Source organism: Vibrio sp. OPT18, assembly GCF_015163615.1.
Taxonomy (GTDB): Bacteria; Pseudomonadota; Gammaproteobacteria; order Enterobacterales; family Vibrionaceae; genus Vibrio; species Vibrio coralliirubri.
In genome coordinates, this window is the sequence record NZ_JADDYK010000048.1 from 83,972 (window position 1) to 106,245 (window position 22,274).

General features: G+C 45.5%; 27 protein-coding genes. 19 read left to right on the top strand and 8 right to left on the bottom strand.

The genetic code is table 11. The annotated features are described in order from the left end of the window. Positions 1-977: sodium/glutamate symporter (gene gltS / locus IQQ51_RS11330; RefSeq protein WP_228012817.1), on the bottom strand; the 977-nt coding region annotated here is incomplete at its 3' end. Between the two features lie 316 nt (positions 978-1,293). Continuing rightward, positions 1,294-1,650 (bottom strand): YibL family ribosome-associated protein, encoded by a 357-nt coding sequence (locus tag IQQ51_RS11335; RefSeq protein ID WP_017060971.1) that lies wholly within the window; start codon positions 1,648-1,650, stop codon positions 1,294-1,296. 326 nt (positions 1,651-1,976) lie between these two features. Between IQQ51_RS11335 and IQQ51_RS11340 the strand changes: the two genes are divergently transcribed. After that, complete coding sequence (locus IQQ51_RS11340) at positions 1,977-2,774, top strand: DUF4344 domain-containing metallopeptidase (RefSeq protein WP_048610059.1); 798 nt, start codon at positions 1,977-1,979, stop codon at positions 2,772-2,774. A gap of 105 nt (positions 2,775-2,879) precedes the next feature. Here IQQ51_RS11340 and IQQ51_RS11345 read toward each other — a convergent pair whose 3' ends face one another. Further along, on the bottom strand, positions 2,880-3,266 hold the full coding sequence (locus tag IQQ51_RS11345) for a tautomerase family protein (protein WP_017070218.1): 387 nt from the start codon (positions 3,264-3,266) through the stop codon (positions 2,880-2,882). Between the two features lie 252 nt (positions 3,267-3,518). On the opposite strand from IQQ51_RS11345, the gene IQQ51_RS11350 reads away from it, so the two are divergent. The 16 genes from IQQ51_RS11350 to IQQ51_RS11425 all read left to right on the top strand — a co-directional run bounded on the left by IQQ51_RS11350 (position 3,519) and on the right by IQQ51_RS11425 (position 16,132). Beyond that, on the top strand, positions 3,519-4,139 hold the full coding sequence (locus tag IQQ51_RS11350) for an LON peptidase substrate-binding domain-containing protein (RefSeq protein ID WP_193841113.1): 621 nt from the start codon (positions 3,519-3,521) through the stop codon (positions 4,137-4,139). 109 nt (positions 4,140-4,248) lie between these two features. After that, positions 4,249-4,896, top strand: coding sequence for a sigma-70 family RNA polymerase sigma factor (locus IQQ51_RS11355; RefSeq protein WP_193841114.1), 648 nt, complete (start codon positions 4,249-4,251; stop codon positions 4,894-4,896). After that, positions 4,889-5,569, top strand: coding sequence for a ChrR family anti-sigma-E factor (locus tag IQQ51_RS11360; protein ID WP_193841115.1), 681 nt, complete (start codon positions 4,889-4,891; stop codon positions 5,567-5,569). Before IQQ51_RS11355 ends, IQQ51_RS11360 begins: the two co-directional genes overlap by 8 nt. 143 nt (positions 5,570-5,712) lie before the next feature. Continuing rightward, positions 5,713-6,660 (top strand): YbgA family protein, encoded by a 948-nt coding sequence (locus IQQ51_RS11365; RefSeq protein WP_193841116.1) that lies wholly within the window; start codon positions 5,713-5,715, stop codon positions 6,658-6,660. After that, positions 6,657-8,072 carry a deoxyribodipyrimidine photo-lyase gene (gene phrB / locus IQQ51_RS11370; RefSeq protein WP_193841117.1) on the top strand — a complete coding sequence of 472 codons (1,416 nt, stop codon included), beginning with the start codon at positions 6,657-6,659 and terminating at the stop codon, positions 8,070-8,072. Before IQQ51_RS11365 ends, phrB begins: the two co-directional genes overlap by 4 nt. A gap of 14 nt (positions 8,073-8,086) precedes the next feature. Next, complete coding sequence (locus IQQ51_RS11375; RefSeq protein ID WP_050647550.1) at positions 8,087-8,518, top strand: nuclear transport factor 2 family protein; 432 nt, start codon at positions 8,087-8,089, stop codon at positions 8,516-8,518. Continuing rightward, positions 8,518-9,249: an SDR family NAD(P)-dependent oxidoreductase gene (locus IQQ51_RS11380; RefSeq protein WP_193841118.1), complete on the top strand. Its 732-nt coding sequence runs from the start codon at positions 8,518-8,520 to the stop codon at positions 9,247-9,249. The genes IQQ51_RS11375 and IQQ51_RS11380 overlap by 1 nt, the downstream gene beginning before the upstream one ends. 2 nt (positions 9,250-9,251) lie before the next feature. Further along, the gene (locus tag IQQ51_RS11385) at positions 9,252-10,523 is read left to right on the top strand and encodes an NAD(P)/FAD-dependent oxidoreductase (RefSeq protein ID WP_193841119.1); all 1,272 of its coding nucleotides are present in this window, start codon (positions 9,252-9,254) and stop codon (positions 10,521-10,523) included. After that, a complete protein-coding gene (locus tag IQQ51_RS11390; RefSeq protein ID WP_193841120.1) occupies positions 10,520-11,326 on the top strand; it encodes a DUF1365 domain-containing protein in 807 nt (268 codons plus the stop codon). Before IQQ51_RS11385 ends, IQQ51_RS11390 begins: the two co-directional genes overlap by 4 nt. Positions 11,327-11,444: 118 nt before the next feature. Beyond that, positions 11,445-12,725 carry an SAM-dependent methyltransferase gene (locus IQQ51_RS11395; RefSeq protein WP_193841121.1) on the top strand — a complete coding sequence of 427 codons (1,281 nt, stop codon included), beginning with the start codon at positions 11,445-11,447 and terminating at the stop codon, positions 12,723-12,725. Beyond that, positions 12,703-13,224, top strand: a complete 522-nt coding sequence (locus IQQ51_RS11400; RefSeq protein WP_017061278.1) for a DUF2878 domain-containing protein — start codon at positions 12,703-12,705, stop codon at positions 13,222-13,224. The genes IQQ51_RS11395 and IQQ51_RS11400 overlap by 23 nt, the downstream gene beginning before the upstream one ends. Positions 13,225-13,227: 3 nt before the next feature. Then, positions 13,228-13,803 (top strand): chalcone isomerase family protein, encoded by a 576-nt coding sequence (locus IQQ51_RS11405; protein WP_193841122.1) that lies wholly within the window; start codon positions 13,228-13,230, stop codon positions 13,801-13,803. Then, a complete protein-coding gene (locus IQQ51_RS11410) occupies positions 13,800-14,342 on the top strand; it encodes a DUF3833 domain-containing protein (RefSeq protein ID WP_193841123.1) in 543 nt (180 codons plus the stop codon). Before IQQ51_RS11405 ends, IQQ51_RS11410 begins: the two co-directional genes overlap by 4 nt. A 252-nt stretch (positions 14,343-14,594) precedes the next feature. After that, the gene (locus IQQ51_RS11415; protein ID WP_193841124.1) at positions 14,595-14,858 is read left to right on the top strand and encodes a DNA polymerase III subunit epsilon; all 264 of its coding nucleotides are present in this window, start codon (positions 14,595-14,597) and stop codon (positions 14,856-14,858) included. Positions 14,859-15,086: 228 nt separating this feature from the next. Next, positions 15,087-15,761, top strand: a complete 675-nt coding sequence (locus tag IQQ51_RS11420) for an SDR family NAD(P)-dependent oxidoreductase (RefSeq protein WP_193841125.1) — start codon at positions 15,087-15,089, stop codon at positions 15,759-15,761. A 131-nt stretch (positions 15,762-15,892) separates the two neighbouring features. Then, positions 15,893-16,132, top strand: a complete 240-nt coding sequence (locus IQQ51_RS11425) for an RNA recognition motif domain-containing protein (protein WP_017061273.1) — start codon at positions 15,893-15,895, stop codon at positions 16,130-16,132. A 158-nt stretch (positions 16,133-16,290) separates the two neighbouring features. Here the strand turns inward: IQQ51_RS11425 and IQQ51_RS11430 are convergent, their stop codons facing one another. The 5 genes from IQQ51_RS11430 to IQQ51_RS11450 all read right to left on the bottom strand — a co-directional run bounded on the left by IQQ51_RS11430 (position 16,291) and on the right by IQQ51_RS11450 (position 20,099). Further along, complete coding sequence (locus IQQ51_RS11430; protein ID WP_048614122.1) at positions 16,291-16,635, bottom strand: ribosome recycling factor family protein; 345 nt, start codon at positions 16,633-16,635, stop codon at positions 16,291-16,293. A gap of 176 nt (positions 16,636-16,811) precedes the next feature. Next, positions 16,812-18,044 (bottom strand): MalY/PatB family protein, encoded by a 1,233-nt coding sequence (locus IQQ51_RS11435; protein WP_193841126.1) that lies wholly within the window; start codon positions 18,042-18,044, stop codon positions 16,812-16,814. Positions 18,045-18,166: 122 nt separating this feature from the next. Continuing rightward, positions 18,167-18,634: an OsmC family protein gene (locus IQQ51_RS11440; protein WP_193841127.1), complete on the bottom strand. Its 468-nt coding sequence runs from the start codon at positions 18,632-18,634 to the stop codon at positions 18,167-18,169. A gap of 29 nt (positions 18,635-18,663) precedes the next feature. Next, complete coding sequence (locus tag IQQ51_RS11445; protein ID WP_017057647.1) at positions 18,664-19,056, bottom strand: GFA family protein; 393 nt, start codon at positions 19,054-19,056, stop codon at positions 18,664-18,666. 113 nt (positions 19,057-19,169) lie between these two features. After that, a complete protein-coding gene (locus tag IQQ51_RS11450; protein ID WP_193841128.1) occupies positions 19,170-20,099 on the bottom strand; it encodes a LysR family transcriptional regulator in 930 nt (309 codons plus the stop codon). Positions 20,100-20,272: 173 nt separating this feature from the next. Between IQQ51_RS11450 and IQQ51_RS11455 the strand changes: the two genes are divergently transcribed. Both IQQ51_RS11455 and IQQ51_RS11460 read left to right on the top strand, forming a co-directional pair. Further along, positions 20,273-20,956: an SDR family oxidoreductase gene (locus tag IQQ51_RS11455; RefSeq protein WP_193841129.1), complete on the top strand. Its 684-nt coding sequence runs from the start codon at positions 20,273-20,275 to the stop codon at positions 20,954-20,956. An 83-nt stretch (positions 20,957-21,039) separates the two neighbouring features. Further along, positions 21,040-22,263, top strand: coding sequence for an MFS transporter (locus tag IQQ51_RS11460; RefSeq protein ID WP_193841130.1), 1,224 nt, complete (start codon positions 21,040-21,042; stop codon positions 22,261-22,263). Positions 22,264-22,274: the final 11 nt, after the last annotated feature.

The window sequence follows — 22,274 nt, forward strand, 5'->3', positions numbered from 1 at the left end:
ACCACCGCCTGAACTGCAAGAATAGCCAAGAACGGAATTGCAAGGTCAAAGATGTTCCAAAGCTTAAGGCTCATTAGCGCCATTGCTAGGAACAGTGACAATGACACCGTACCAAGAATATCGACCGTTTCGCTGTCAGTCTTATGCAGCTTAGTCACTTCAAACACGTTAGTGATGAACACACCAATAAACAACGCGTAAACGAAGTCAGGAATCATCAACCAAGAAATTTCAAAAGTCGCCACCCACTGCTCTAGGTACTTCGCACCCGTGATACAGATAAGAAGGATGAACAACACTTCAATCACCTTCTTCGCCGTCACTTTATCTTCTTCATACTCGTTGTAAGTAACAAGTTCAGGGAAGCGTTCGTGCGTTTGCGTGCCAGTACCGTACTCAGATTCAAGCTGGTTTTTGTCAATCAACTTTTGCGCTACTGGGCTACCGATAATACCACCGATAATCAAACCAAAGGTCGCTGAAGCCATTGCGATTTCTAGCGTATTTGCAATGCCAAACGTGTCTGCAAAAGTTTGAGACCAAGCCGCACCTGTGCCGTGACCACCCGAAAGCGTGATAGAGCCAGCAATCAAACCCATCAAGGGTTCAAGGCCTAGTGCCGTTGCTAAGGTTACGCCTACACCGTTTTGGATAATGATGTAAACCGACGCTACCCCTAAGAATAGGAATACCTTAGCACCACCTTTTATCAACTGCGTGTAGTTCGCCGCAAGACCGACCGTTGCAAAGAACATCAACATAAACGTGTTCTGCAGGGGCAAAGAAAACTCTAGATCAAGGCCGTTAAAGTGCAGGGCTGTAATAGCAAAAGCGACAATCAAGCCGCCGACAATGGGCTCTGGAATGTTGTACTTTTTGAGAATCGGAAGCTTTGCATTGACGAAATGACCTAGAAACAAAACACTAATCGCGATTAGGAAGGATTCTAATGGTCCAATTGAAATTAATTGATTCATATAACCTCTATTTTTTTACGTTCTCATCTTCCCTAATGAGTCTAGTTTTATCTGTAATTATTTGTGCTGCTCTACCTATATTTATACAAACTGGAGAGAAAGTGTGGATTCGAAAAGCGAACACATTACTGCGATCGCTTAGTGCCATGTTAGTAGCACGTTAACTTTTATAGGAGATAAAAGGATTTGTGACAACAATCACCTCCTAAAAGTTGAAAACGGCGTGAGTATCTATGCCGCTGACTCTGCTTTCTTAATACCTAAAAAAGCAAAAAGGAGCTATTTCTAGCTCCTCTTTCATCACCATCGCTGGTAATTAGAATTTTTTCGGTGCGTAACCAGTCATAACCTCAATGCGAAGTTCTTTACCGATCTTCGTCATTGGGTGAACAATGACGAGTCCTTTAACAGACTTTTTAAGTTTACCCATATCCGCTTGCTCAGCCTTAGTGATCTCACGGCTAAATGGCATATCAACCAGAGACTTACGCTCTTGGTTCACATCGTAGCTTTCTTTGTGTTTAAGCTGGGCAATTTTCTTAGTTAGCTTCTTAATCTCTTCCTCGAACTGACGAACAACAGGACGATCATTACGAGTTTTAGCAGCATCTAACTTGTGGCGACACTTGTCTAGACGGTTGTTAATTTGTTGAAGTTCGTTTTTAACACTCATAATAATTTCCTAAGATTAAACAAGCCAATTCGGATTGGGGCGCGGAGTATAGCACAAGGGTTCTGTTGAACCGAAATTTATCTGTTAATTACCAACAGAAACGAATCACATCGACACTGCCCATTCAGCCCGCCTATTCTTCATGGCGAATCTCTAAGCGGATTATTCATTGATAGGATAGCGCCTACTTCAAAAATTGCAGTCCTCGATGCATCAAAATTCCGTCTAAACTTATACTCTAACGCAATAACTAAATCAGGGTACGCAGCTTGGAGTTGTTACCCCCAGCACGACTCTGATTCACCACGTAATCACAAGGATAGCCGATGACATTATTGAAACGAACATTGACCTGCAGCTTAGCCCTGAGTGCAATGTTTGCCACAACTTATGCATCTAGTGAACAAACCACCCAAAGTAACCTAATCGTCGAGTACTCTACACCGCAAAATACCGAAGAAGAGCAGCTCAAACGAGAGATTCAAAGCAGTGGCGTTAATGACACCGTGGTCGACCTATCAAACCAGCTGTTCATGTTTGAGAAGCCATTAACCATTCAATATGGCGGGGAAGAAGGACCACTCTACGATCCACAAAACCATCAAGTGCTGATCCCTTATAGTTTTTACGCTGAGTCACTCCATTACTTTGAGAAGAACCAATACGAAAAAGAGTATGGGAAATCTGCACAAACCGGCGCTATTGATACCTTGCTGCACACTCTGCTGCACGAAGCTGGGCATGCGTATATCGAAGATCAGAACATTGCCATATTGGGTAAAGAAGAAGATGCGGTTGATAACCTAGCGACGGTGCTACTGCTGAACTACGTAGAGCATGGGGCCGACGCTGCTATCAGCGCTGCAGACATGTTCGCTTTCGAGTCAGAAGACCGCCCGGAGTATTACGACTTGGGGGAATACATCGACGAGCACAGTTTCGACCTGCAGCGTTACTTCTCCACGTTATGCTTAGTGTATGGCAGCGATCCTGATGCCTATAAGAACTTGCTAGATGAAGTGGAAAACGACTATTTGAAAGACAGAAAAGAGTTCTGCGTCGAGCACTTTGACGTGATCAATGAAAATTGGCATCAGTATTTGAAAGAGAGTGACGATGCTTAAATGCTTAAAGGTTAGTGTCGAGAACGAGACAAAACGGCTTTGGCATCAAATTCCAAAGCCGTCACTCGATAGGTGTGCTTAAGTCTTACGTGTTAAGAGTTAACCCTAGACCTTCACTTTATACTTCAGATCTTGAGCTTCATCGCCGGTCATGCCTCGAAATCCCCAGCAGTGCGATGGCTGTTCCTTAATGGTGATTTCAATATCAATTGGAGAGATAGCTAACTGCTTCTCTATCTCAGAAAATATCTTCTTAATTAAGCGCTTTTTGGTGTTTACCGCTCGACCTTCCATCATATTTATCTCAATGACGGTATAGGCTTCTGTTCTTCCTTCCGGGTAAAAGAAGTCATCTCGTTCCAATGGCACAAACCGATGTGCTCGCTTGTCATCGGGTAAACCCATTTCACTGTTCAAGCACTGCTGCAACACATTGGAGAGCTGCAACTTAATTGGATTTAAGCACTCTTTGATACCATAAATAACAATCATGACCATTCCTTTGATGCGATGTTAGGTATAGAAGAACGTCAGATAGAAGCATCGTCTGGCAACTACCCATTCGCTTACTATTTGTTCATATATTACCTAATGACGCGTATGAGAAAAGGTAAAAACAATGAATTTATGAACAGGTGCAACAAAATACCTATCCCTTTGCAAACATAAGCCGAAGCGAATTGATCGAACACCACCCTCCCCGCGTATATCTTCTCAAATCACATCTGAACTAAGGAGTACTATGTGCCGAATTCACCTAGGAAGACCACGCGGACAGACGCCGAACCAGAAACACCCGTAGAGTCTTCTCTAGAGCTCGCAGTGTTTCCTCTCCCCATCTTCCTTCTACCAGGAGGCAGACAAAGACTGCGCATTTTTGAGCCAAAGTACCTCGCGATGGTTGCTCACGCAGCGCAGGGAGATGGTTTCATTATTGCCACTCAAGACAACTCTAACTCTGGTCACCTCAGCTCTTGGGGAACAAAGGTATGCATCGTTGACTTCAATATGTCGGATGACCAAATCTTAGAAATTGATGTCGAAGGCGAAAAGCTGGTGCAATTGCATGGGTCGTTTCGAGACGATGGTGACCTGATTAAAAGTAAGTTCAGCTCGTTGCCACACTGGCCAGCCCATGAATATAAAGTGCCTAACGTGTTTACCGCTTTTTTGGTTCAGTTGTTTCGCGACCACGATTCGATAAGAACACTCTATCCCACTCCAGATTTCGAGAGCCCACAATGGATTTGTGCGCGATTGCTCGAAATGATGCCTATCCCATTGGAAAAGAAAACAGAATTTACTGAGCCCGCTAGTTTTCCGTCTCTAGTTCCTTTTTTGAATCAAATCATTACGGGGCAATAAGCATTTTTCTTCACTATAATTTTGTATAGTGGAAATTAATCTAATTAAAGTGATCCCGACTTTCTCCTTTCACGTAGTGCCTATCAAATTCGCATGATGGTTAGTTACTATGCAAGTGGAAAGCAGAAGTTCAGGGAACGGCAAGGAGCATGTCATTATTCCCGATAACAAAGTACCTACAGACAACAAAGTACCGACAGAGCTATCGAGCTGGTTGATGTTGGTTGGTACAGACCGAGACAAGCAGGCGTTCACCTGTTTGTTCAAGTTTTTCGCTCCTAAGATTAAGCGTTTTGGTATTAGTAAGTTGGGTGGCGAAGCGGCTGCCAACGAGCTAGTTCAAGACACGATGACTAATGTTTGGAAGAAAGCACATCTCTACAATGTAGATAAAGGCGCTGCGACCACTTGGGTCTACACGGTAATGCGTAATGCAGCGTTCGACATGTTGCGCAAAGTGAAAGCGAAAGCCGAACAAACGATAGCCGACGATATCTGGCCGATAGATGCGATGGTAGCCGAATCTCAAAGTGAAGATTTGCCATTCGGTGATCATTTGATGAGTCGACACGTAATGACTCAGATAGAGAAATTGCCTCTTGCTCAGAAAACCATCGTCAAAGGCGTCTATTTTCAAGAGCTCTCTCAAGAGCAACTCGCTCAGCAACTTGGCGTCCCGCTTGGAACGGTGAAATCACGTCTGAGACTCGCTTTAGCCAAATTAAAAGTTCACATGGGGGAACAAGACCATGATTAAACATCACCCAAACGCGGCAATCTTGAAAGACTTCGTCGATGGCACGCTGGCTGATTCAGTTTCTTTGATTGTTTCTAGCCATGTAGAACTGTGTGAACACTGCCAACAACAAGTCAAGCAGTTGACCGCTGAAGCGGCTAATAATGCATTTGACGCAGAGCCAGTATTCTCAAATGAAGATCTAGACAGCTTCTCAATGGACGATATGGACTTTGATTTTGACGCGATCGAGCAAATTACAGCCGATGCTTCACAGTCAGTTGAAGTGATTCCAGAGGCTCAGCAAGTAACCGTCGCCGACACAACATTTACAATTCCTCGCGCCCTCAACTCAGTCGCGAGAAAGGACTGGATGAACCTAGGCAAAATTTCACGCGCAAGACTCGACTTTGATGATGAAGCACACCACACGAGTTTGTTGCATATCGATAAAGACGGACAAGTGCCTTGCCACACTCACAAAGGTTTCGAAATTACACTTCTTTTAGAGGGTAGCTTTGAAGACGAGATGGGGGTCTACAACAAAGGCGACTTCATCTGGCTAGATGGCAATCACACTCACCAACCTGCGACCAAAGAAGGTTGTGTGTGCTTGACCGTCTCAAGTGATGCCTTGTACTTCACGAAAGGGGTGAGCCAGTTGTTCAACCCACTTGGTAAATACATTTATTAGATTGAAGTATTTACTGGGCTCGTCACAAGACTCGCACAGTTGGCTAGGTAGAAAAGTAAAAACCGAACTAAAGTAATGTGGAATAAGCAACAAACCACATAATATAAGAATAACGATGAGCAATGATCGTAAGGAATTGACCAATGGATAAAAAAATAAAAATAGGCATCAGTGCATGTGTCGCCGGTCATAAAGTTCGGTTCGATACTGGACACAAACGTTCGCGCTTCTGCACAGACGATCTTGCAGATTACGTAGAGTTAGAACCGGTTTGTCCCGAAATGGGCGTCGGCCTTCCAACTCCTCGCCCAACCATTCGTCAAACAAGAATGTTAGATGACATCATTCACGTTTCTCGCCCAGATGGTTCAGGTGATGTAACCAACGAACTGATCGAGTTCGGTCAAAACTACTCAAAGAACAACCAACACATTGCTGGCTTTATTGTGTGTCAAAAAAGCCCAACTTGTGGCATGGAACGCGTGAAGGTGTACCACCACCATGGTCGCGGCTCTGAATCGACTGGCGTAGGCATGTTCACCCAACAAATTATGGACGGTAACCCGTTACTTCCCGTTGAAGAAAACGGCCGCCTTAACGATCCCATTTTGCGTGAAAACTTCATGACTCGAGTGTTCACTTACCAAAAATGGCTCGATCTCGTGGATGAAAGTGTGACCAAACACAAACTGATTCAGTTCCACAGCGCTCACAAGTACTTAGTCATGTGTCACCACGTTGAGGGATACAAAAGTTTAGGCAAACTGTTAGCGGGTAATGAGTTAGACATCGACGAATTGGCGGCTCAATACATCGAAGGTTTGATGAAGGCGTTATCGCATCATGCTAATCGAGGCAGTCACGCCAATACGCTGCATCACTTGCAAGGTTACTTTAAGAAACAACTGAGTAGCGCTCACAAGCAAGAACTCACCAACCAGATAGATTCTTTCAGAGAGGGCGTGATTCCACTGCTAGTGCCGCTGACACTGATCAATCACTACCTAATGGAATACCCAAACGAGTACTTGGAATCACAGGTTTACCTAAACCCTCACCCACAAGAACTGAAGCTGAGATACGGATATTGAGCGACATTTTATGGATACGACGAGACCTGAGGATTCACGATAACCCAGCGCTCGTCGCAGCAATTGAAAACGGCGTATCTATCGCCGTTTTTATTTCAACCCCACAGCAATGGCAGCAACACCACCTTGCACCAATCAAAGCTGATTTCATCTATCGTCATCTAAAACAACTCGATTCCCAGCTCGCTGAATTTGGGATGACTTTGCTTCACCTGAAAGCGACCGATTTTGACGACCAATCCAGACAGCTCATCGATTTGTGCCAGCAGCTTGATGCCAAGTGCGTCTACGCAAACTCTGAGCCTGAGGTCGATGAACAGGCTCGCGATAAAAAGCTAATTTCAAGCGGCTTAAACCTGAAGATCAGCGATTGTGACGTTATGCTGCCACTCGGTAGCGTTCTCAACAAACAAGGCGAGATGTTCAAAGTCTTTACGCCCTTTAAGAACGCTTGGTTAAAAGAAGTTCAGGTGAAAGGCATCATCTGCAGTCCAGCTCCTGTCGAGTCAGCTGAACGTTCACAAACACAGCTTCCTGACGACTTACAAGCCTTAACCATCTCCGCTGACTATGATTTCGATTTTCCGCGTGTTGATTCGAGTCGCTGGCCATTAAGCCAAGATGTATTGGGTAATGTGATCCCCAATTTCTTAGGCAATAAAGTCAACGACTACGCACGTCTGAGAGATATTCCCTCAGTTAAAGGAACATCGGGGCTATCACCTTATTTAGCAATTGGCGCAGTGAGCCCACGTTGGTTAGCGATTCAATTGATTCAGCAACAACCCGATCTGTTATTTGATACGCAATTACCGGCCTTTTGTTGGCTCAACGAATTGATTTGGCGAGATTTTTATAAGCATTTGATGTTCCACCATCCTAAACTGGTTAAAGGCGCTAACTTTCAGCAAAAATACAATGGTTTAGATTGGTATCACGACAACCCGAGCTTTAAAGCGTGGTGCGAAGGAAAAACAGGCTACCCATTGGTTGATGCAGCGATGCGTCAACTGGTTGAAACGGGCTGGATGCACAACAGGCTAAGAATGGTGGTGGCAAGCTTCCTAACCAAGCACCTGCTTATTGACTGGCGTTGGGGCGAACGTTTCTTTATGTCACACCTTATCGACGGTGACTTTAGTGCCAACAATGGTGGCTGGCAGTGGGCTTCAAGTACGGGCTGTGATGCGCAACCTTACTTCCGAATTTTCAATCCAATCACTCAGAGTGAAAAGTTTGATCCAAAAGGAATTTTTATTCGTAAGTACATACCAGAGCTGCAAAGTATCCCAGATAAGCATGTGCATTTCCCACATGACTTTATCGCTAAAAACGGAATAGACAGCGAATACTGGCAACCCATCGTTGAGCATAAAGAAGCACGATTGAGAGCCTTAGCCTTCTTCAAATAATTAGAGTGAATATTATGGATAACTCTCTATGGCTTGATAACTTTCTCAACATGTATCGAGAACTCGGAACCGACAATTTCGACGTGCTTAAGACGGTTTATCACCCTGATATTGAATTCCAAGATCCGCTGCATCATGTCAGCGGTATCTCGGCGCTTACGCACTACTTCGAGAACCTCTACACCCAAGTAACCAGCTGTTACTTTCATATCGAACACACTTTCGAAGCGAACGACGAGGCTTCCGTTTACTGGACGATGCAATTTGCTCACAAGCAATTAAATGGGCAAAAGCCAATCGAAGTACAAGGACACAGCCACCTCAAGATGCTCGACGGTCAGGTGATTTACCACAGAGACTATCTCGACGTCGGCTCTATGTTGTACGAACACATTCCAGTACTGGGCTGCGCGATAAAATCCATCAAAAAGAGAGCGAGCCGATAATGCGTATTATGATTACAGGCGCGACCTCAGGTATCGGCCAATCCCTAGCTAAAGATTACGCTCAGCAAGGGCATCAGGTGATTGCTTGTGGCCGCAACTCAGACAAGCTGCAAGCCTTAGTTGACTCTCACGATACAGACGTCGCGCATTCATCCATTACACCGCTCTGTTTCGATCTGACCGATTACCACAATTTCCCAGAGCTCGACCAAGACAAGCCGCTCGATCTGCTGATTTTAAATGCGGGTGATTGTGAATACATCGACGACCCGTTGAATTTCGATGCCGAGCTTTTCGAGCGAGTCATCAACATAAACCTAATTTCAATTGGCTACGCGCTTAAAGCTTGGTTAAAAAACATCAAGCCCGGCGGCCGTTTGGTTTTAGTCAGCTCCAGCGCCAGCTTTTTACCTTTACCAAGAGCCGAGGCTTATGGCGCCTCAAAGGCAGCCCTCACCTACTTAGGCAGAACACTTTCGGTTGATCTGGCAACGCACAACATTCATGTCTCAATTGTGCACCCAGGCTTTGTTGAAACGCCATTAACCGAGCGAAATACGTTCTCTATGCCTATGATTATTAGTAGTGAGGCCGCAACTCAGCGAATCGTAAATGGTATCGCTCAAGGAAAGAGTGAAATCAATTTCCCAAGACGATTCATCATGTTGATGAAGCTATTAAGAATGCTTCCAACTCCAGTTTGGCAAAAACTCGCTTCAAGGATGGTATAACAATGAAGAAAATCGCCATTATTGGTTCAGGTATCTCTGGACTCACTTGCGCGCATATATTAGATAAGCACCACGACGTAACAGTATTCGAAAAGAATGATTACGTTGGGGGGCACACCGCTACCGTTGATATTGAACATCAAGGCTCGGCGTTTTCGGTAGATACAGGTTTCATCGTATTCAACGATCGAACCTACCCGAATTTCAATCAGTTTCTAGAACAACTCGGTGTCGAAAGGCAACCGACTGAGATGAGCTTCAGCGTCCACAACACCACCACTAAGTTCGAGTACAACGGTCACAGCATTAATTCGTTGTTCGCGCAGAGGAGTAACATCTTCAAACCTCAGTTCTGGTCTTTAGTGTCTGACATTCTCAAGTTCAACAAACTGTGTAAGGCTCAGTTTGAAAGCAATGAATTCACACCAGACGTTACCCTCGGCAGCTTCCTACGTGATAATCAATTTTCCGACTTTTTCAGTCAGCACTATATTCTACCGATGGGCGCCGCTATTTGGTCGACAAGCTTGGAAGAGATGGAAGAGTTTGAGCTCAAGTTCTTCATCCAGTTTTTCTACAACCATGGATTGCTCGATATCGCAAACCGTCCTCAGTGGTATGTGATTCCAAAGGGATCGCGTTCTTATGTTGAAATCATCCTTTCACGTCTAAGTAAGCCTGTTGCACTCAATACATCGATTAAACAAGTGACTCGCCAAGAAACGGGCATCACGATTGAATTTGAAGATGGCAGCACACAAGGTTTCGACGAAGTAATCTTTGCTTGCCACTCAGACCAAGCCTTACGCCTGCTTGGTGATGCGACAGAACAAGAGCAACAGGTACTGGGCGAAATCCCATACAGCCGCAATGAAGTGGTTCTGCACACCGATACTCGCTTACTCCCAGATAGAAAACTGGCTTGGGCAAGTTGGAACTACATGTTGGATGGCGACAGTAAACGACCTGCTTGTGTCACGTACAACATGAACATTCTGCAAGGCATCGAAAGCCAAGACACCTTCTGTGTCACCTTGAATCAAAGCGAAGCCATCGACCCAGAAAAAATTATTCGCAGCTTTGTTTATCATCACCCGGTACTTAACTCGAACACGGTCGAAGCTCAGCACAAGCGTGAGCAAATCTGTGGCAAAAACCAGACGCACTTTGCTGGTGCTTATTGGTATAACGGCTTCCATGAAGACGGTGTCCACAGTGCACTCGATGTGACCAAACGCTTCGGTTTAGATTTGAGTACGAGTTCCGCGCTATGAGCAGCCAAACCTTGACACCCGAGATGGGGATCGCATCCGAAAAGAGTGAAGAACTTAGCGGTATCTATTGGGGTAACGTCAGACATCGCCGATTTGGTGACATCACCCATGAGTTCAGCTATCAGCTGTATATGATGGGGTTAGATCTTGATGAGCTGCCCCAAACCACAGCGCGCAGTGCGCTGTTCGGAACTCGTTGGTTCAACCCAATTCGCTTTGTCGAATCGGATTATCTCGCTGAAAAAAAAGAAAATGTCACCACGGATGAACCAAAATCACTTAAGCAACGTATAGCTTCCAAAGTGCAACAACTTGGTGGGGTTTGGTCTGATTCAAACCGTGTGACGATGCTGGCTCAGTGCCGCTGTTTAGGCATCTATTTCAGCCCAATCAATTGTTTCTTCTGTTATGACGAAACCGGAGATTGTAAGTACATGTTGGCGGAGGTGAGTAACACGCCGTGGCGAGAAAGACACTACTATCTCATCGACATGCACCAAGAGTTGAAGGTAAAAAAAGAATTTCACGTTTCGCCGTTCATGGATTTGAACATGACTTACTTTTGGAAAATTAAGCCACCAGCGAAACGCACGTTAGTTCACATCGAAAGCCGCCGAGACGACAAGCTTTTCGATGCGACACTGGCTCTGACGAAACAGTCAGTAACCAAGACAAACATTAGACGTACGGTATTCAAGATACCGGCGATGACGATAAAAGTCGTGATGGGAATTTATTATCAGGCTCTCAAATTATTCCTGAAAAAAGTACCGTTTGTGGCGCATCCAGACTCAACGTCTTAAGCGCCTTCACAGCAATTAGATAATAGAACTCAATTGAAGCTTGGGTTCGCTCCAACCAAGGAGCAGAACTCAGCTTAGTTAGCACAAAGTATTAGAATGAGTTATCAGCGAGGTTTACATGGAACAGCTTGCCAAACAAAACAACAATATTGAACAACAAGCTAAAGCCGTTGCTGTTTCAAGCAACTGTAAATATCGAGCTTTAATCTTCAAGGTTTTAGAAAGCCTGCAATTTGCGACGCTCGAGATAATTGAGCGCGACCAGCATTCGATGTTCGGTGATCGAGAAGCCGAACTGAAAGGTCGAATCGTGATTCATGATGCGACCTTTTTTAGAGATGTCGTCATCAACGGCAGTATCGGGGCGTCTGAAGCGTACATCGATGGTAAATGGACCAGTCCTAATCTCACGCGTGTGATTCAAATCATGGCTCGTAACCAAGCCCAATTAGATGAGCTTGATGACAAGACACAGTGGATTTCTCGCATCAAAAACCTATTGCTGCGTCGTAAAAATGCCAACACCGAACAGGGTTCTAAACGAAATATTCTCGCTCACTACGATATTGGCAACGAACTTTATGAGCGCTTCTTAGATAGCTCGATGCAGTACTCTTCCGCTATCTACAGCGAAGACGCAGAAACCTTGTCGAAGGCTCAACAAAACAAAATGAAAACCATCTGTGAGCGACTAGAACTGTCTGAGAAAGATAGCGTGGTTGAAATCGGCACTGGCTGGGGCGGCTTAGCGATATTTATGGCTCAACATTATGGCTGCCACGTGACCACCACTACCATTTCAGATGCTCAGCACGAGCTTGCTGAACAACGCGTGAAAGCGCTTGGTTTAACCGACAAAATCACCCTACTCAAAGAGGATTATCGCAATCTCACTGGTGAGTATGACAAGCTGGTTTCGATCGAGATGATAGAAGCGGTCGGTCATGAATACCTACAAACCTTCTTTGAGAAATGTTCTTCACTGTTAAAGCCCTCAGGCAAGATGCTGATTCAAGCGATTACTATTGCTGACAGCCGTTACGACAAATACCGTAAAGGTGTCGACTTTATTCAGAAGTACATCTTCCCCGGTGGTTGCCTACCTTCGGTTTCAGTGATGACCCAACACCTTGCGACCAGCACCGACCTTGTTGTTCAAGAAATTGATGACATTGGCCTGCACTACGCTCGAACGCTAAATGATTGGAGCATCGCCTTTGAAAATAGTTGGGAAGAGTTAGAGTCCCTCGGCTATTCGGAAGAGTTTAAGCGCTTGTGGATCTTCTACTTCTGCTACTGTGAAGGCGCATTCAAAGAGCGCGTGATCAGCACTCATCATGTCGTCGCAAGAAAACCTCGTTACTTTGGAGCAAAAGATGAAGCGGTTTTGGATTATTAATCTCGTACTGTTTCAAGCGACCTGGGTTTGCAGTGCCTTTTTTACCGCGCAAGCCCCGTTCGTCACACCACTGATTGTAGTGGTTCACTTCCTTCTATCACCGACTCGCAGTAGCGATTTGAAGATACTCATTTTATTACCATTGGGGCTATTGCTTGATAGCCTCTTACTTCACTTCGGCGTGTTTGCCGTCGACTCTGAAATTGCTAATCAATCGTGGTTCCCGGTGTGGCTTGTCTGCCTGTGGATCATGTTCTTAATCAGTTTTAACCACAGCCTAAATTGGCTATTAAAATGCTCGAAAGTGATCTTGTTTGTCATAGGGTTCGTAGCAGGTACTAGTAGTTATTGGGGAGGCATCAAAGCTGGTGCTCTTCTTACTACTTGGCCAGATGCATCGGTAGTTGCTGCCCTTGCAATAAGTTGGGGGATTTTGTTGCCCTTACTGGTGGCCGCCTACTCCAACTTAATACAACCTAAAATGGCAATAACGAGGTGACTTATGGCTTATCCACGCAACCCGACACAAACGTTCAAACCTGAGCGCGGTATTGTTCGCACTCATCAGCAAGCAAAAAACACACTTCTAAGCTTTATTACTCTCTCGTTAATCTTTGCTGCGCTGTTATTTGCCGGAAATGCTAAAGCCTCTGCTGTCGATGATCTGAACAAACGTGGTGAGGGTGAAATGAGTTACCTGTTTTGGACTCTCTACTCCGCAGAATTCTACGCGACTCCAACCAACTCTGAACGAGCTTTGAAGCTTGAGTATTACCGCTCTATCGATAGCAGAGACCTCGTAGACGCGACAGAAGATCAGTGGAACAAGCTTGGCTACTCTAACAGCAACATTCAGCGTTGGTTAAAACCCTTATACGCGATGTGGCCGAACGTGGAAGAAGGAAGCACACTCACGATTCGTGTCGCAGAAGATAACGTGAGTCGTTTTTATTTCGATGAACAACCGATCGGCACCATTCAAGACAAGCAATTTGGTGAAGCCTTTCTAGCGATTTGGTTATCTGAAAACACCTCTGAACCCGGTCTTCGTAAACAACTTTTAGGTTTGAACAAATGAATCCAAAAACAACAATAATAAAATTTGCTCTGGCATTTTTTTCACTCACTTGGCTAGTGGGTTGTGGCTCTGCAAGTTTAGAAAACCATGTCGACACTACGCCAGAGCTCAAGCTTGAAACCTTTTTTAATGGCGAACTCATGGCCTACGGCATGGTGCTCGACCGCTCTGGTAACCTACTGCGCCGCTTTGATGCCAAACTGATCGCGACTTGGGACGGTGACAATGGAGAGATAAAAGAGTGGTTCTCTTTTGCTGATGGCGAGCGCTCAACTCGCGTTTGGAATCTGATCAAAACGGGCGAAAACACCTATTCTGGGACTGCCAACGATGTCGTTGGAACCGCTTATGGTGAGACCCAAGGATCTGCGCTGTATTGGAAATATGATCTAGAAATTGAAGTAGACGGCAGCACCTATGAAGTGGTGCTCGATGATTGGATGTTCTTGATGGACGATAAACGCTTATTCAACAAGACTGAGATGTCCAAGTTTGGCTTTAAAGTCGGAGAAATCATCTTATACATCGAGAAGATTTGATGTAACTGCCGTTTCTAATTGTCAGTTTCCAATCGTTAACTTCATCGATAACTACAGTACGTAACAAAACAGCCCACAACGAAAATTGTGGGCTGTTTTGTTGAATCCCACGAATAGCATACCTGCATGCTCAAGCCATTGTGCTAAGATGCGCCACCAGCATACAAATGGGCTAGACTGACACTAAGCAGTCCCCATTTGTTTCGCTAAGCGTAGATTCCCTACCATGAATAATTGAAAAGGCTTTAAAGCATGAGCAAGTTGACCTCAGCGGAGCGTAAAGCTCGCGACAATGAACGTTTCTCACAACGCGTAAACGACCGCAGAGAAAAAGGTGAAGACGTAGTTGCTTACGCACTGACTAACAAAAAAGCTATAAAATTCCTGACTAAGTCAGAGAAAAAACGTTTCAACGAAACGAGAGCGACTCTGCAAGAAGAGAAGCGAGTTAAAGAACAAGAAGAGCTTAACCGAATCGAAGACGCGTTCACGATCAAACAGTTCGACGACGAATAATCACTTATGATGACTCAAAAGCGCTGGCACTATGCCGGCGCTTTTACTTTCTGACGCACTTCCCTCTCGAGATGCAATAACCTACCCTTTCACCATACTCGAACCTTTAATATCAGCTTTACCGAGCAGCTCATCAATCAAGTCATCGACCAACTTTAGCCATAGATCTCAGAAAAACTCATCTCAGCACCTTACTATCTCGATTCAACTCTAAAAATCTAAGACAGTATGATTTTAATTACCGGATCAAGCAGCGGTTTAGGCGCAGCGCTCGCGAAACAATATGCTAACGCCGCAACAGACGCTCAGCGCGTAGCCATTACAGGTCGCAACGCACAACGTTTAGCAGAAGTAGCGCAAGGCCTGCCAGCAAATACCATTAGCCAAGCGTGTGATCTCTGTGACCCGCACTCTGTGAGCGAGTTATTGGATGCGTTACCTGAAATGCCGAAGCTGGTGATCCACAGCGCTGGCAGTGGGTACTTCGGTAAGATAGAACAGCAAGATCCAACCACCATCAGCGACATGCTGAAGAACAATATTGAGTCTTCGATCTTTTTGATTCGCGAGCTTGTGCAGCGCTACAAAGATCAATCAGTCACCATTGCTGTGGTGATGTCGACGGCGGCACAAGGTGCTAAAGCGGAAGAGTCCACCTACTGCGCGGCAAAATGGGCAGTGAAAGGCTTTATCGAATCGGTAAGGTTGGAGCTAAAAGGTCACCCGATGAAAATCGTGGCGGTTTATCCTGGAGGAATGGCGACCGAGTTTTGGGATACAAGCGGTAAAGACATGGATACCTCAAGCTTTATGACCGCGCAAGAAGCCGCTCAAATGCTGCAACAGGCGTTAACCAGCACAGAGCATGGATTCGTATCAGATATCACGATAAACCGCGGCTAGCAGGTAAACAGCTCGCTTAATCGGTAAATAGAGCGACGTATTACCAAAGAAATGATTAGAGTAATTATTTGTGAGGGTGAGCATGAAAGTGTGCGACAATGCTCGGCGTAAATTCATATTCAAGGTTTATTATGAAACTTCTAGTTCGTAACCTATCGCGCTCTACCTCTGAGCAAGACATCCGTGTGCTATTTTCTGAGTTTGGCTCAGTAAAAGAGTGCAGCCTAGTTTTAGACCAAGAAACTGGCGACTCAAAAGGCTTTGCTTTTGTTGAAATGCCAGAGCAAGAAGAAGCTAAAGCGGCACTAAACAAGCTGAACTTGTCAAAGCTTGGCAAAAACACGATTCGTGTAAAAGTAGCGAACTCTTAATCGAGTCAATGCTTCATAAGCCGCATGGCTTAGCTTAACAGCAGCACAGATGATAAAGCCCGTAACGATATGACGTTTTCCAGCGCAATATCGTTACGGGCTTTTTGCTGCTCGCGATTCTCTTGTCACAACACGATCAACTTACTTAAAGCTCGCACTTACAACCCTTCATGTTCATCAATCGCGCGTCTTGCTTCAGCCATTGAACATCCAGATTCCATCACCAGCTGAGCCACAGTCATTGAAGGTGTAGCGGCCAACAGAGATGCCAAACACACCACTGGTTTAGGCAGCACTTTGTCGATTGCAATTGCTATCCAACCGTCTTTTTCATGAGTTAACATCGTTTTAAATTCAACGAGTTGATGCTCTTGAGCGACCAACAGCCAATTACGCGAACGACGAACTCGTTTCAACTGACATCCACATTCCGCAGCATTCGCCATCACTTGGCTTTTATCACTCACACGATGTACAAAACTATTCAATGGGACGCTAAACATAACTCTCTGCTAATCAATCTATTCCTACCATTCAAGAGCTCTCTACCTATCTCTCAGAACTCTCTAACTGTCACTCAATTAAAACCGTACGTAGGATTACACAGACACAAAAAAACCGCCAGTGATGCACTAAGCAGCCTCGCGGTTTTTCGTTCTTTAGAGCCTAACGCTCGATATCAGCAGCAGCTTTTTGAAGCGCCGCTATCACAACAAGTTGAAGAAGTCTGGCTTCCTCTCTCAAAGCCATCAATCGCGTCTGCTAAAGCCCTAAATGATTGCTCGATATTGTCACGTGACGTTGCGATGTTCATTCGCATAAAGTTAGGGCTTTGCGCGCCAAACCAACCACCTGGGGTTAAGCCCATTTTAGCCTGCTCAAACACCACATTTTTTAGCTCTTCTTCCGAGAAATCCAAGCCTGAGAAATCAAACCACACTTGGTAAGTACCTTGCGGCTGAAAGACTTTTAACTGAGGAATGCGCTCCTCCGCAAACTCAGTGATCCATTTCACCGTGTCTTGCAGATACACCAACATGCCATCTAGCCACTCACCACCTTTCTCAAAGGCCGCCACGGTTGCAAACGTACTGAACGTATTACCATGGTCAAGATACATCGCCACCACATTAGTTTTGAACGCTTCAAACAACTCATTATTGTTGGTGTACACATAGCCGTTTGAGATGCTGTGCATGCCGAAGGTTTTCGCTGGAGAACCAATCAAGGCAATAACCTTGTCGTAATCGAAGCTGGTTAAGCTCGTAAAAGCGTGGCCTTCAAAGATAATGTCGGAATGGACTTCGTCGCTGATGATCAGCACATCGTGACGTTTAGCAATTTCGATGACTTGTTCAATCTCTTGAGGTGTCCACACGCGCCCAGTCGGGTTGTGCGGATTGCAGAAAATCATCGTCTTCACTTGTTGGTCGATGATCTGTTGCTCCATACCATCGAAATCAATCTGATAACGCTGTCCGTCATTAATCAACGGGCTATTCACGACCTGACGACCTGCTTTATTCACCAAATTAGCAAACTGATGGTAAGCCGGCGTATGAATAAGCACACCATCCCCCTCATTGGTAAATTGGCGCAGTAACAACGCGATGCCCGGTAACACTCCCGGAACTTGTACGAACTTGTCAGAAGATAGGTTCAGCCCATGACGCTTTGAATACCATTGAGACAGCGCCTCAAACACTGCCTGTTCATTGAACTCATACGAGTATACTCCACGCTCAACTAAGCGATTCAGCTCTTGAGTGATCGGTTCCGCCACCTGAAAATCCATATCGGCAACCCAGTAAGGAAATACATCGGTGGTGTTGTAAATGCTCTCTAGCATCTCTGGTTGGCTTTTGATAAACGCATTTTCACCGTAATTCGATGTACTGTTAAACGCTGTCATGGAGGTGTCCTCAAATAGTGTGTTCGGTCTTTTTGCAATCAACTGGATTGCATGAATACCCTTAAGACGATAGCGAGATAAAAAGGACGAAGCTTTTAAAGAAATCTTGTGATTAATTTAAATCAATCTCGCATCTCGACCACAATCTCAGTCTTGACCGAGTTCGCAATAAAGCAGTTTTTGTGCGCCAAGTGGTGCAGTTTGTCGAGCTGCTTGGCTGTGGGCTTTTTTGTACCTAAAAACACAATCTTAGGCCGCAGAGTCACCTTAGTAACAGACGAGCGGCCAGATTCATCTTCTTCCAGCACACCAATTGCATCATCCACATAAGAGTCGATCACGTACTTCTGCTTTGCGGCAATGCCCAAAAACGTCAGCATATGGCAACTAGAAAGGGCTGCGATAAACGCTTCTTCTGGGTCGACATTCGCTTCCACCGAAAACGGCAGTGGCACAACATGTGGAGAGGACGAAGCAGGCACAGTGATACCACCATCGAACTCCCACGTATGACCGCGACTGTATTGATTGTCGCTAAAGGCTTCATCTTCTGCTTTTTTCCAGCTAATGAGCGCTCCATATTCAGACATAATTTCTTCCCTTTTTAATGCTCAATAAATTAACGATCAGCTGGATGATTGACACCATCATTGGTCACCACATCACCAATATCAAAAGGGTTTACCCCTTCCAAACAGCCGATGTTAAAACCGTATTCATTTGGGCTAGAGCGGCGTTGATGATGGGTATAGATGCCGCAGTTTGAGCAGAAGTAATGCTTTGCGGTGTTGGTATTGAATTGATAAAGCTTGAGATGCTCTGCACCTTTGAGGATCTTGATTCCATCCAGCGCAACAGAGCCCACAATCGCTCCCCTGCGACGACAGATAGAACAATCACAGCGGCGTGGCTTTTCTATCCCGTTAGGTAAGCTGAGCTCTAGTTCAACCGCACCGCAATGGCAGGTTGCCTTGTGAAAAGGTTGGATAACCGTATCTCCGACGACTTTCATTTTTCTCTCCAATCACGTCCTTATATTGCTCACATCATAACCAGTTCAATATTCTCTGTCCGTAGCCGGATGTTGAGTTCGAGAGATCTGTCATGCGCTGCTTCTCGGCTAATCTAACTAGACTTTTCAACCAAATTGCCAAAGCATTCAAACAGAAAATCAAGAAACAGCCGGATACGCTTCGGCTGATACTTCTTGCTGATATACACCACATTCAAATCGGCACTCGACACCGACATCGCGGTATTGAAGTTCTTCATGTAGCCATTGAGTAGCGTCACAAGGCGCTGGTTATTGATGTCGTCTTGCACATCCAGCACCGATTTAAGAGCAATGCCCTCGCCTTTTAATGCCCAATAACGAATCACTTCGCCGTCATCTGAGAATCGCTTCGGCACAACGGTAATCGACTTCTTCATGTCATGATCTTGGAAGTGCCATGTCTTGAGCTCTTCATTGCTGCGCAGCATGGCTAAACAGTCGTGATCAACCAAATCTTGTGGTGTTAACGGTGTTCCATGCTTGGCAAGATATTCAGGAGAAGCACACAGCACACGTCGGCTTGGTGACAAGCGTCTGGATACCAAACTGCTGTCGACCAATTCACCATAACGGACCACGATGTCCATGCCAGATTCAGCAATGTTCGAGAGGTTATCGTTCAAGTAGAGGTAAGGGATCACATCGGGATATTGCTGACAGAACTCAGAGAGAATAGGAAGAATGTACTGTTTTCCGATGTCTTTCGGCGCGGCGATTTTGAGTGGACCTTTGACCTCTTTGACACCATTTTGGATCAGGTTTTCGGCCTCACTGACATTATCTAATATCTCCAGACACGCCTTGTGATACAGCTCGCCAGAGTCGGTCAAAGACACATGGCGCGTGCTTCGATTCAACAACTTCACACCATATCGCTCTTCCAGCGCTTGAAGCCTTGCTGTCATGGTCGCAGGTGATAAACCCAGTTCACGCCCCGCCGCCGCTAACCCGTGATGCTTAACAATACTGACGAACATCGCCATATCTGAAAACTTATCCATACGATTCTCGCTTCCACCTCTTCGTCTTATTTCTCGATCTTAATGCTCGATCTCAACACTTAGCCATATTATTCAGATTATCCGAACAATGAATTTATATTTTAGCCAATTATCAAATTTAGTCGAATACATATAATGACAAACATCAACAGAACAACGTAGGAATTCAGAGCATGACTAACGAATCGACTAAACAAGAGCAACGCACTTTCGTCATCATTGGTGGCACATCAGGCATCGGTAAGGCACTCGCGATGAAATTGAGAAACGAAAACAACACAGTGCACGTCGCTAGCCGACATACAGGCCTTGATATCAGCAATGAAAAATCAATTTGTGAATACTTCGAATCGATTGGCGTGTTTGACCACTTAGTCGTAACAGCTGGCTCATCCGCTCCCGCAGGAAAAGTAACAGACGTTGCAACCGCAGACGCTAAGACAGCTTTTGACACTAAGTTTTGGGGCAGCTTAAACGTAGCCAAACATGCAGCGCGCTACATGACGCCAAACGGCTCTATCACACTCACAACGGGCATGTTGTCTCGCAAAGTAGTGGCTGGCACTTACGTAAAAACCACCATCAACGCCGCGCTAGAAAGCGTAACCAAAATACTGGCGAAAGAGCTATCACCCATTCGCGTCAATGCCGTTAGCCCCGGCCTGACCATGACGGAAGCCTACAAAAACATGGACGATTCCGCTCGTGCAAGCATGTACGACAACGCCAAAAAGAATCTACCCGCAGGCAAGGTTGGCGAGCCTTCAGAGGTGGCTATGGGTTACCTATTCGCGATTAACAACCCATACGTAACAGGGTCAATCATCGACATCGATGGCGGCGCTCTACTCGGCTAACCCCCCGCAAAGACACAAAGAACAATCGTTAGGACGTTTATCTCAACGTCCTAACAAACAAGAATTTACATAGGTAGCTCATCATGAAACAAGAAACCGTCCACCAAAAAACTATCCATCAAGAAAAGATCCCATTCCAAGTTTGGATACTGACACTCGCAGCATTTGCAATTGGCACGGCTGAGTTTGTTATCGCAGGCATTCTTCCACAAATCGCCACATCACTTTCAATCACAGAAGGTCAAGCTGGCTACCTTATCAGTGCTTACGCGTTGGCTATCGTTATCGGCGGCCCGATCTTAACCATCTACCTGGCGCGCTTTAATAAGAAGATGGTGCTGATTGGCTTAATGGCATTGTTCATCATCGGTAACGTTTTATCCGCCTTAGCGCCAAGCTATCCATTACTGCTGGCGAGCCGTGTTATCGCAGGCTTAGTGCAAGGCCCTTTCTATGGCATCGGTGCGGTTGTCGCAACCAACTTAGTGTCTGAAAAAATGGCAGGTCGTGCCGTTGGTCAGATGTTCGCAGGCTTAACGCTCGCTAATGTTCTTGGCGTTCCAGCGGGTACTTGGGTTAGCTTGCAATTCGGCTGGCACACCACCTTCTTCACAGTAGCAGCACTTGGCACCATCGCAATGATTTCAATCCTGACATCAATTAAATCGACTGGTCACAGTGAAGCAAAAGACATCAAAACTCAGCTGTTAGCGTTCAAAAACCCAATGCTGCTGATCAGCTTGGCAATCACTGCTTTTGCTTGGTCTGGCTTCATGACGCTTTATGGGTACCTTGCACCAATCGCTATGCACATCACCGGCTACGGTCAAGAATCTGTTACTTGGATCTTAGTGATTGTGGGTGTCGGCTTAATCATCGGTAACACCTTGGGCGGACGTTCTTCAGATAAAAACCTAGGCAAAGCTTCAATGTTTTGGGCAGTCGCAATGATCGCTTCATTGGTGGTGGTTGGCCTTGTGGTAGACAACAAAATCCTATTCGTTGCAGCGGCATTTGTCTTTGGTATTGCATCATTTGCTAACGTTCCAGCCATGCAACTTCGAGTAATGAGCCACGGTGGCGAAGGCCAAGAGCTAGCAGCAACCGCGAATATCTCAGCGTTTAATTTAGCCAATGCCTTTGGTGGATTCCTTGGCGGAATGGTTCTCGACAGCCAACTAGGCGCAGGCATGATTCCATTCGCAGCCGTTGTTGTCCCTGTTATTGGTTTGCTGCTTATCGCCAAAGCCAACCGAGCGGGCAAGCCACAAAGCAACTCTATTTTCAGCCCAGCAGAAAGCAAATAACACGGCTATAG

Coding starts and splice junctions, on each gene's coding strand:
- IQQ51_RS11335 (WP_017060971.1), bottom strand. CDS start 1,650: ATGAGTGTTAAAAACGAACTTCAACAAATTAACAACCGTCTAGACAAG.
- IQQ51_RS11340 (WP_048610059.1), top strand. CDS start 1,977: ATGACATTATTGAAACGAACATTGACCTGCAGCTTAGCCCTGAGTGCA.
- IQQ51_RS11345 (WP_017070218.1), bottom strand. CDS start 3,266: ATGATTGTTATTTATGGTATCAAAGAGTGCTTAAATCCAATTAAGTTG.
- IQQ51_RS11355 (WP_193841114.1), top strand. CDS start 4,249: ATGCAAGTGGAAAGCAGAAGTTCAGGGAACGGCAAGGAGCATGTCATT.
- IQQ51_RS11360 (WP_193841115.1), top strand. CDS start 4,889: ATGATTAAACATCACCCAAACGCGGCAATCTTGAAAGACTTCGTCGAT.
- IQQ51_RS11365 (WP_193841116.1), top strand. CDS start 5,713: ATGGATAAAAAAATAAAAATAGGCATCAGTGCATGTGTCGCCGGTCAT.
- IQQ51_RS11375 (WP_050647550.1), top strand. CDS start 8,087: ATGGATAACTCTCTATGGCTTGATAACTTTCTCAACATGTATCGAGAA.
- IQQ51_RS11380 (WP_193841118.1), top strand. CDS start 8,518: ATGCGTATTATGATTACAGGCGCGACCTCAGGTATCGGCCAATCCCTA.
- IQQ51_RS11385 (WP_193841119.1), top strand. CDS start 9,252: ATGAAGAAAATCGCCATTATTGGTTCAGGTATCTCTGGACTCACTTGC.
- IQQ51_RS11390 (WP_193841120.1), top strand. CDS start 10,520: ATGAGCAGCCAAACCTTGACACCCGAGATGGGGATCGCATCCGAAAAG.
- IQQ51_RS11395 (WP_193841121.1), top strand. CDS start 11,445: ATGGAACAGCTTGCCAAACAAAACAACAATATTGAACAACAAGCTAAA.
- IQQ51_RS11400 (WP_017061278.1), top strand. CDS start 12,703: ATGAAGCGGTTTTGGATTATTAATCTCGTACTGTTTCAAGCGACCTGG.
- IQQ51_RS11405 (WP_193841122.1), top strand. CDS start 13,228: ATGGCTTATCCACGCAACCCGACACAAACGTTCAAACCTGAGCGCGGT.
- IQQ51_RS11410 (WP_193841123.1), top strand. CDS start 13,800: ATGAATCCAAAAACAACAATAATAAAATTTGCTCTGGCATTTTTTTCA.
- IQQ51_RS11415 (WP_193841124.1), top strand. CDS start 14,595: ATGAGCAAGTTGACCTCAGCGGAGCGTAAAGCTCGCGACAATGAACGT.
- IQQ51_RS11420 (WP_193841125.1), top strand. CDS start 15,087: ATGATTTTAATTACCGGATCAAGCAGCGGTTTAGGCGCAGCGCTCGCG.
- IQQ51_RS11425 (WP_017061273.1), top strand. CDS start 15,893: ATGAAACTTCTAGTTCGTAACCTATCGCGCTCTACCTCTGAGCAAGAC.
- IQQ51_RS11430 (WP_048614122.1), bottom strand. CDS start 16,635: ATGTTTAGCGTCCCATTGAATAGTTTTGTACATCGTGTGAGTGATAAA.
- IQQ51_RS11435 (WP_193841126.1), bottom strand. CDS start 18,044: ATGACAGCGTTTAACAGTACATCGAATTACGGTGAAAATGCGTTTATC.
- IQQ51_RS11440 (WP_193841127.1), bottom strand. CDS start 18,634: ATGTCTGAATATGGAGCGCTCATTAGCTGGAAAAAAGCAGAAGATGAA.
- IQQ51_RS11445 (WP_017057647.1), bottom strand. CDS start 19,056: ATGAAAGTCGTCGGAGATACGGTTATCCAACCTTTTCACAAGGCAACC.
- IQQ51_RS11450 (WP_193841128.1), bottom strand. CDS start 20,099: ATGGATAAGTTTTCAGATATGGCGATGTTCGTCAGTATTGTTAAGCAT.
- IQQ51_RS11455 (WP_193841129.1), top strand. CDS start 20,273: ATGACTAACGAATCGACTAAACAAGAGCAACGCACTTTCGTCATCATT.
- IQQ51_RS11460 (WP_193841130.1), top strand. CDS start 21,040: ATGAAACAAGAAACCGTCCACCAAAAAACTATCCATCAAGAAAAGATC.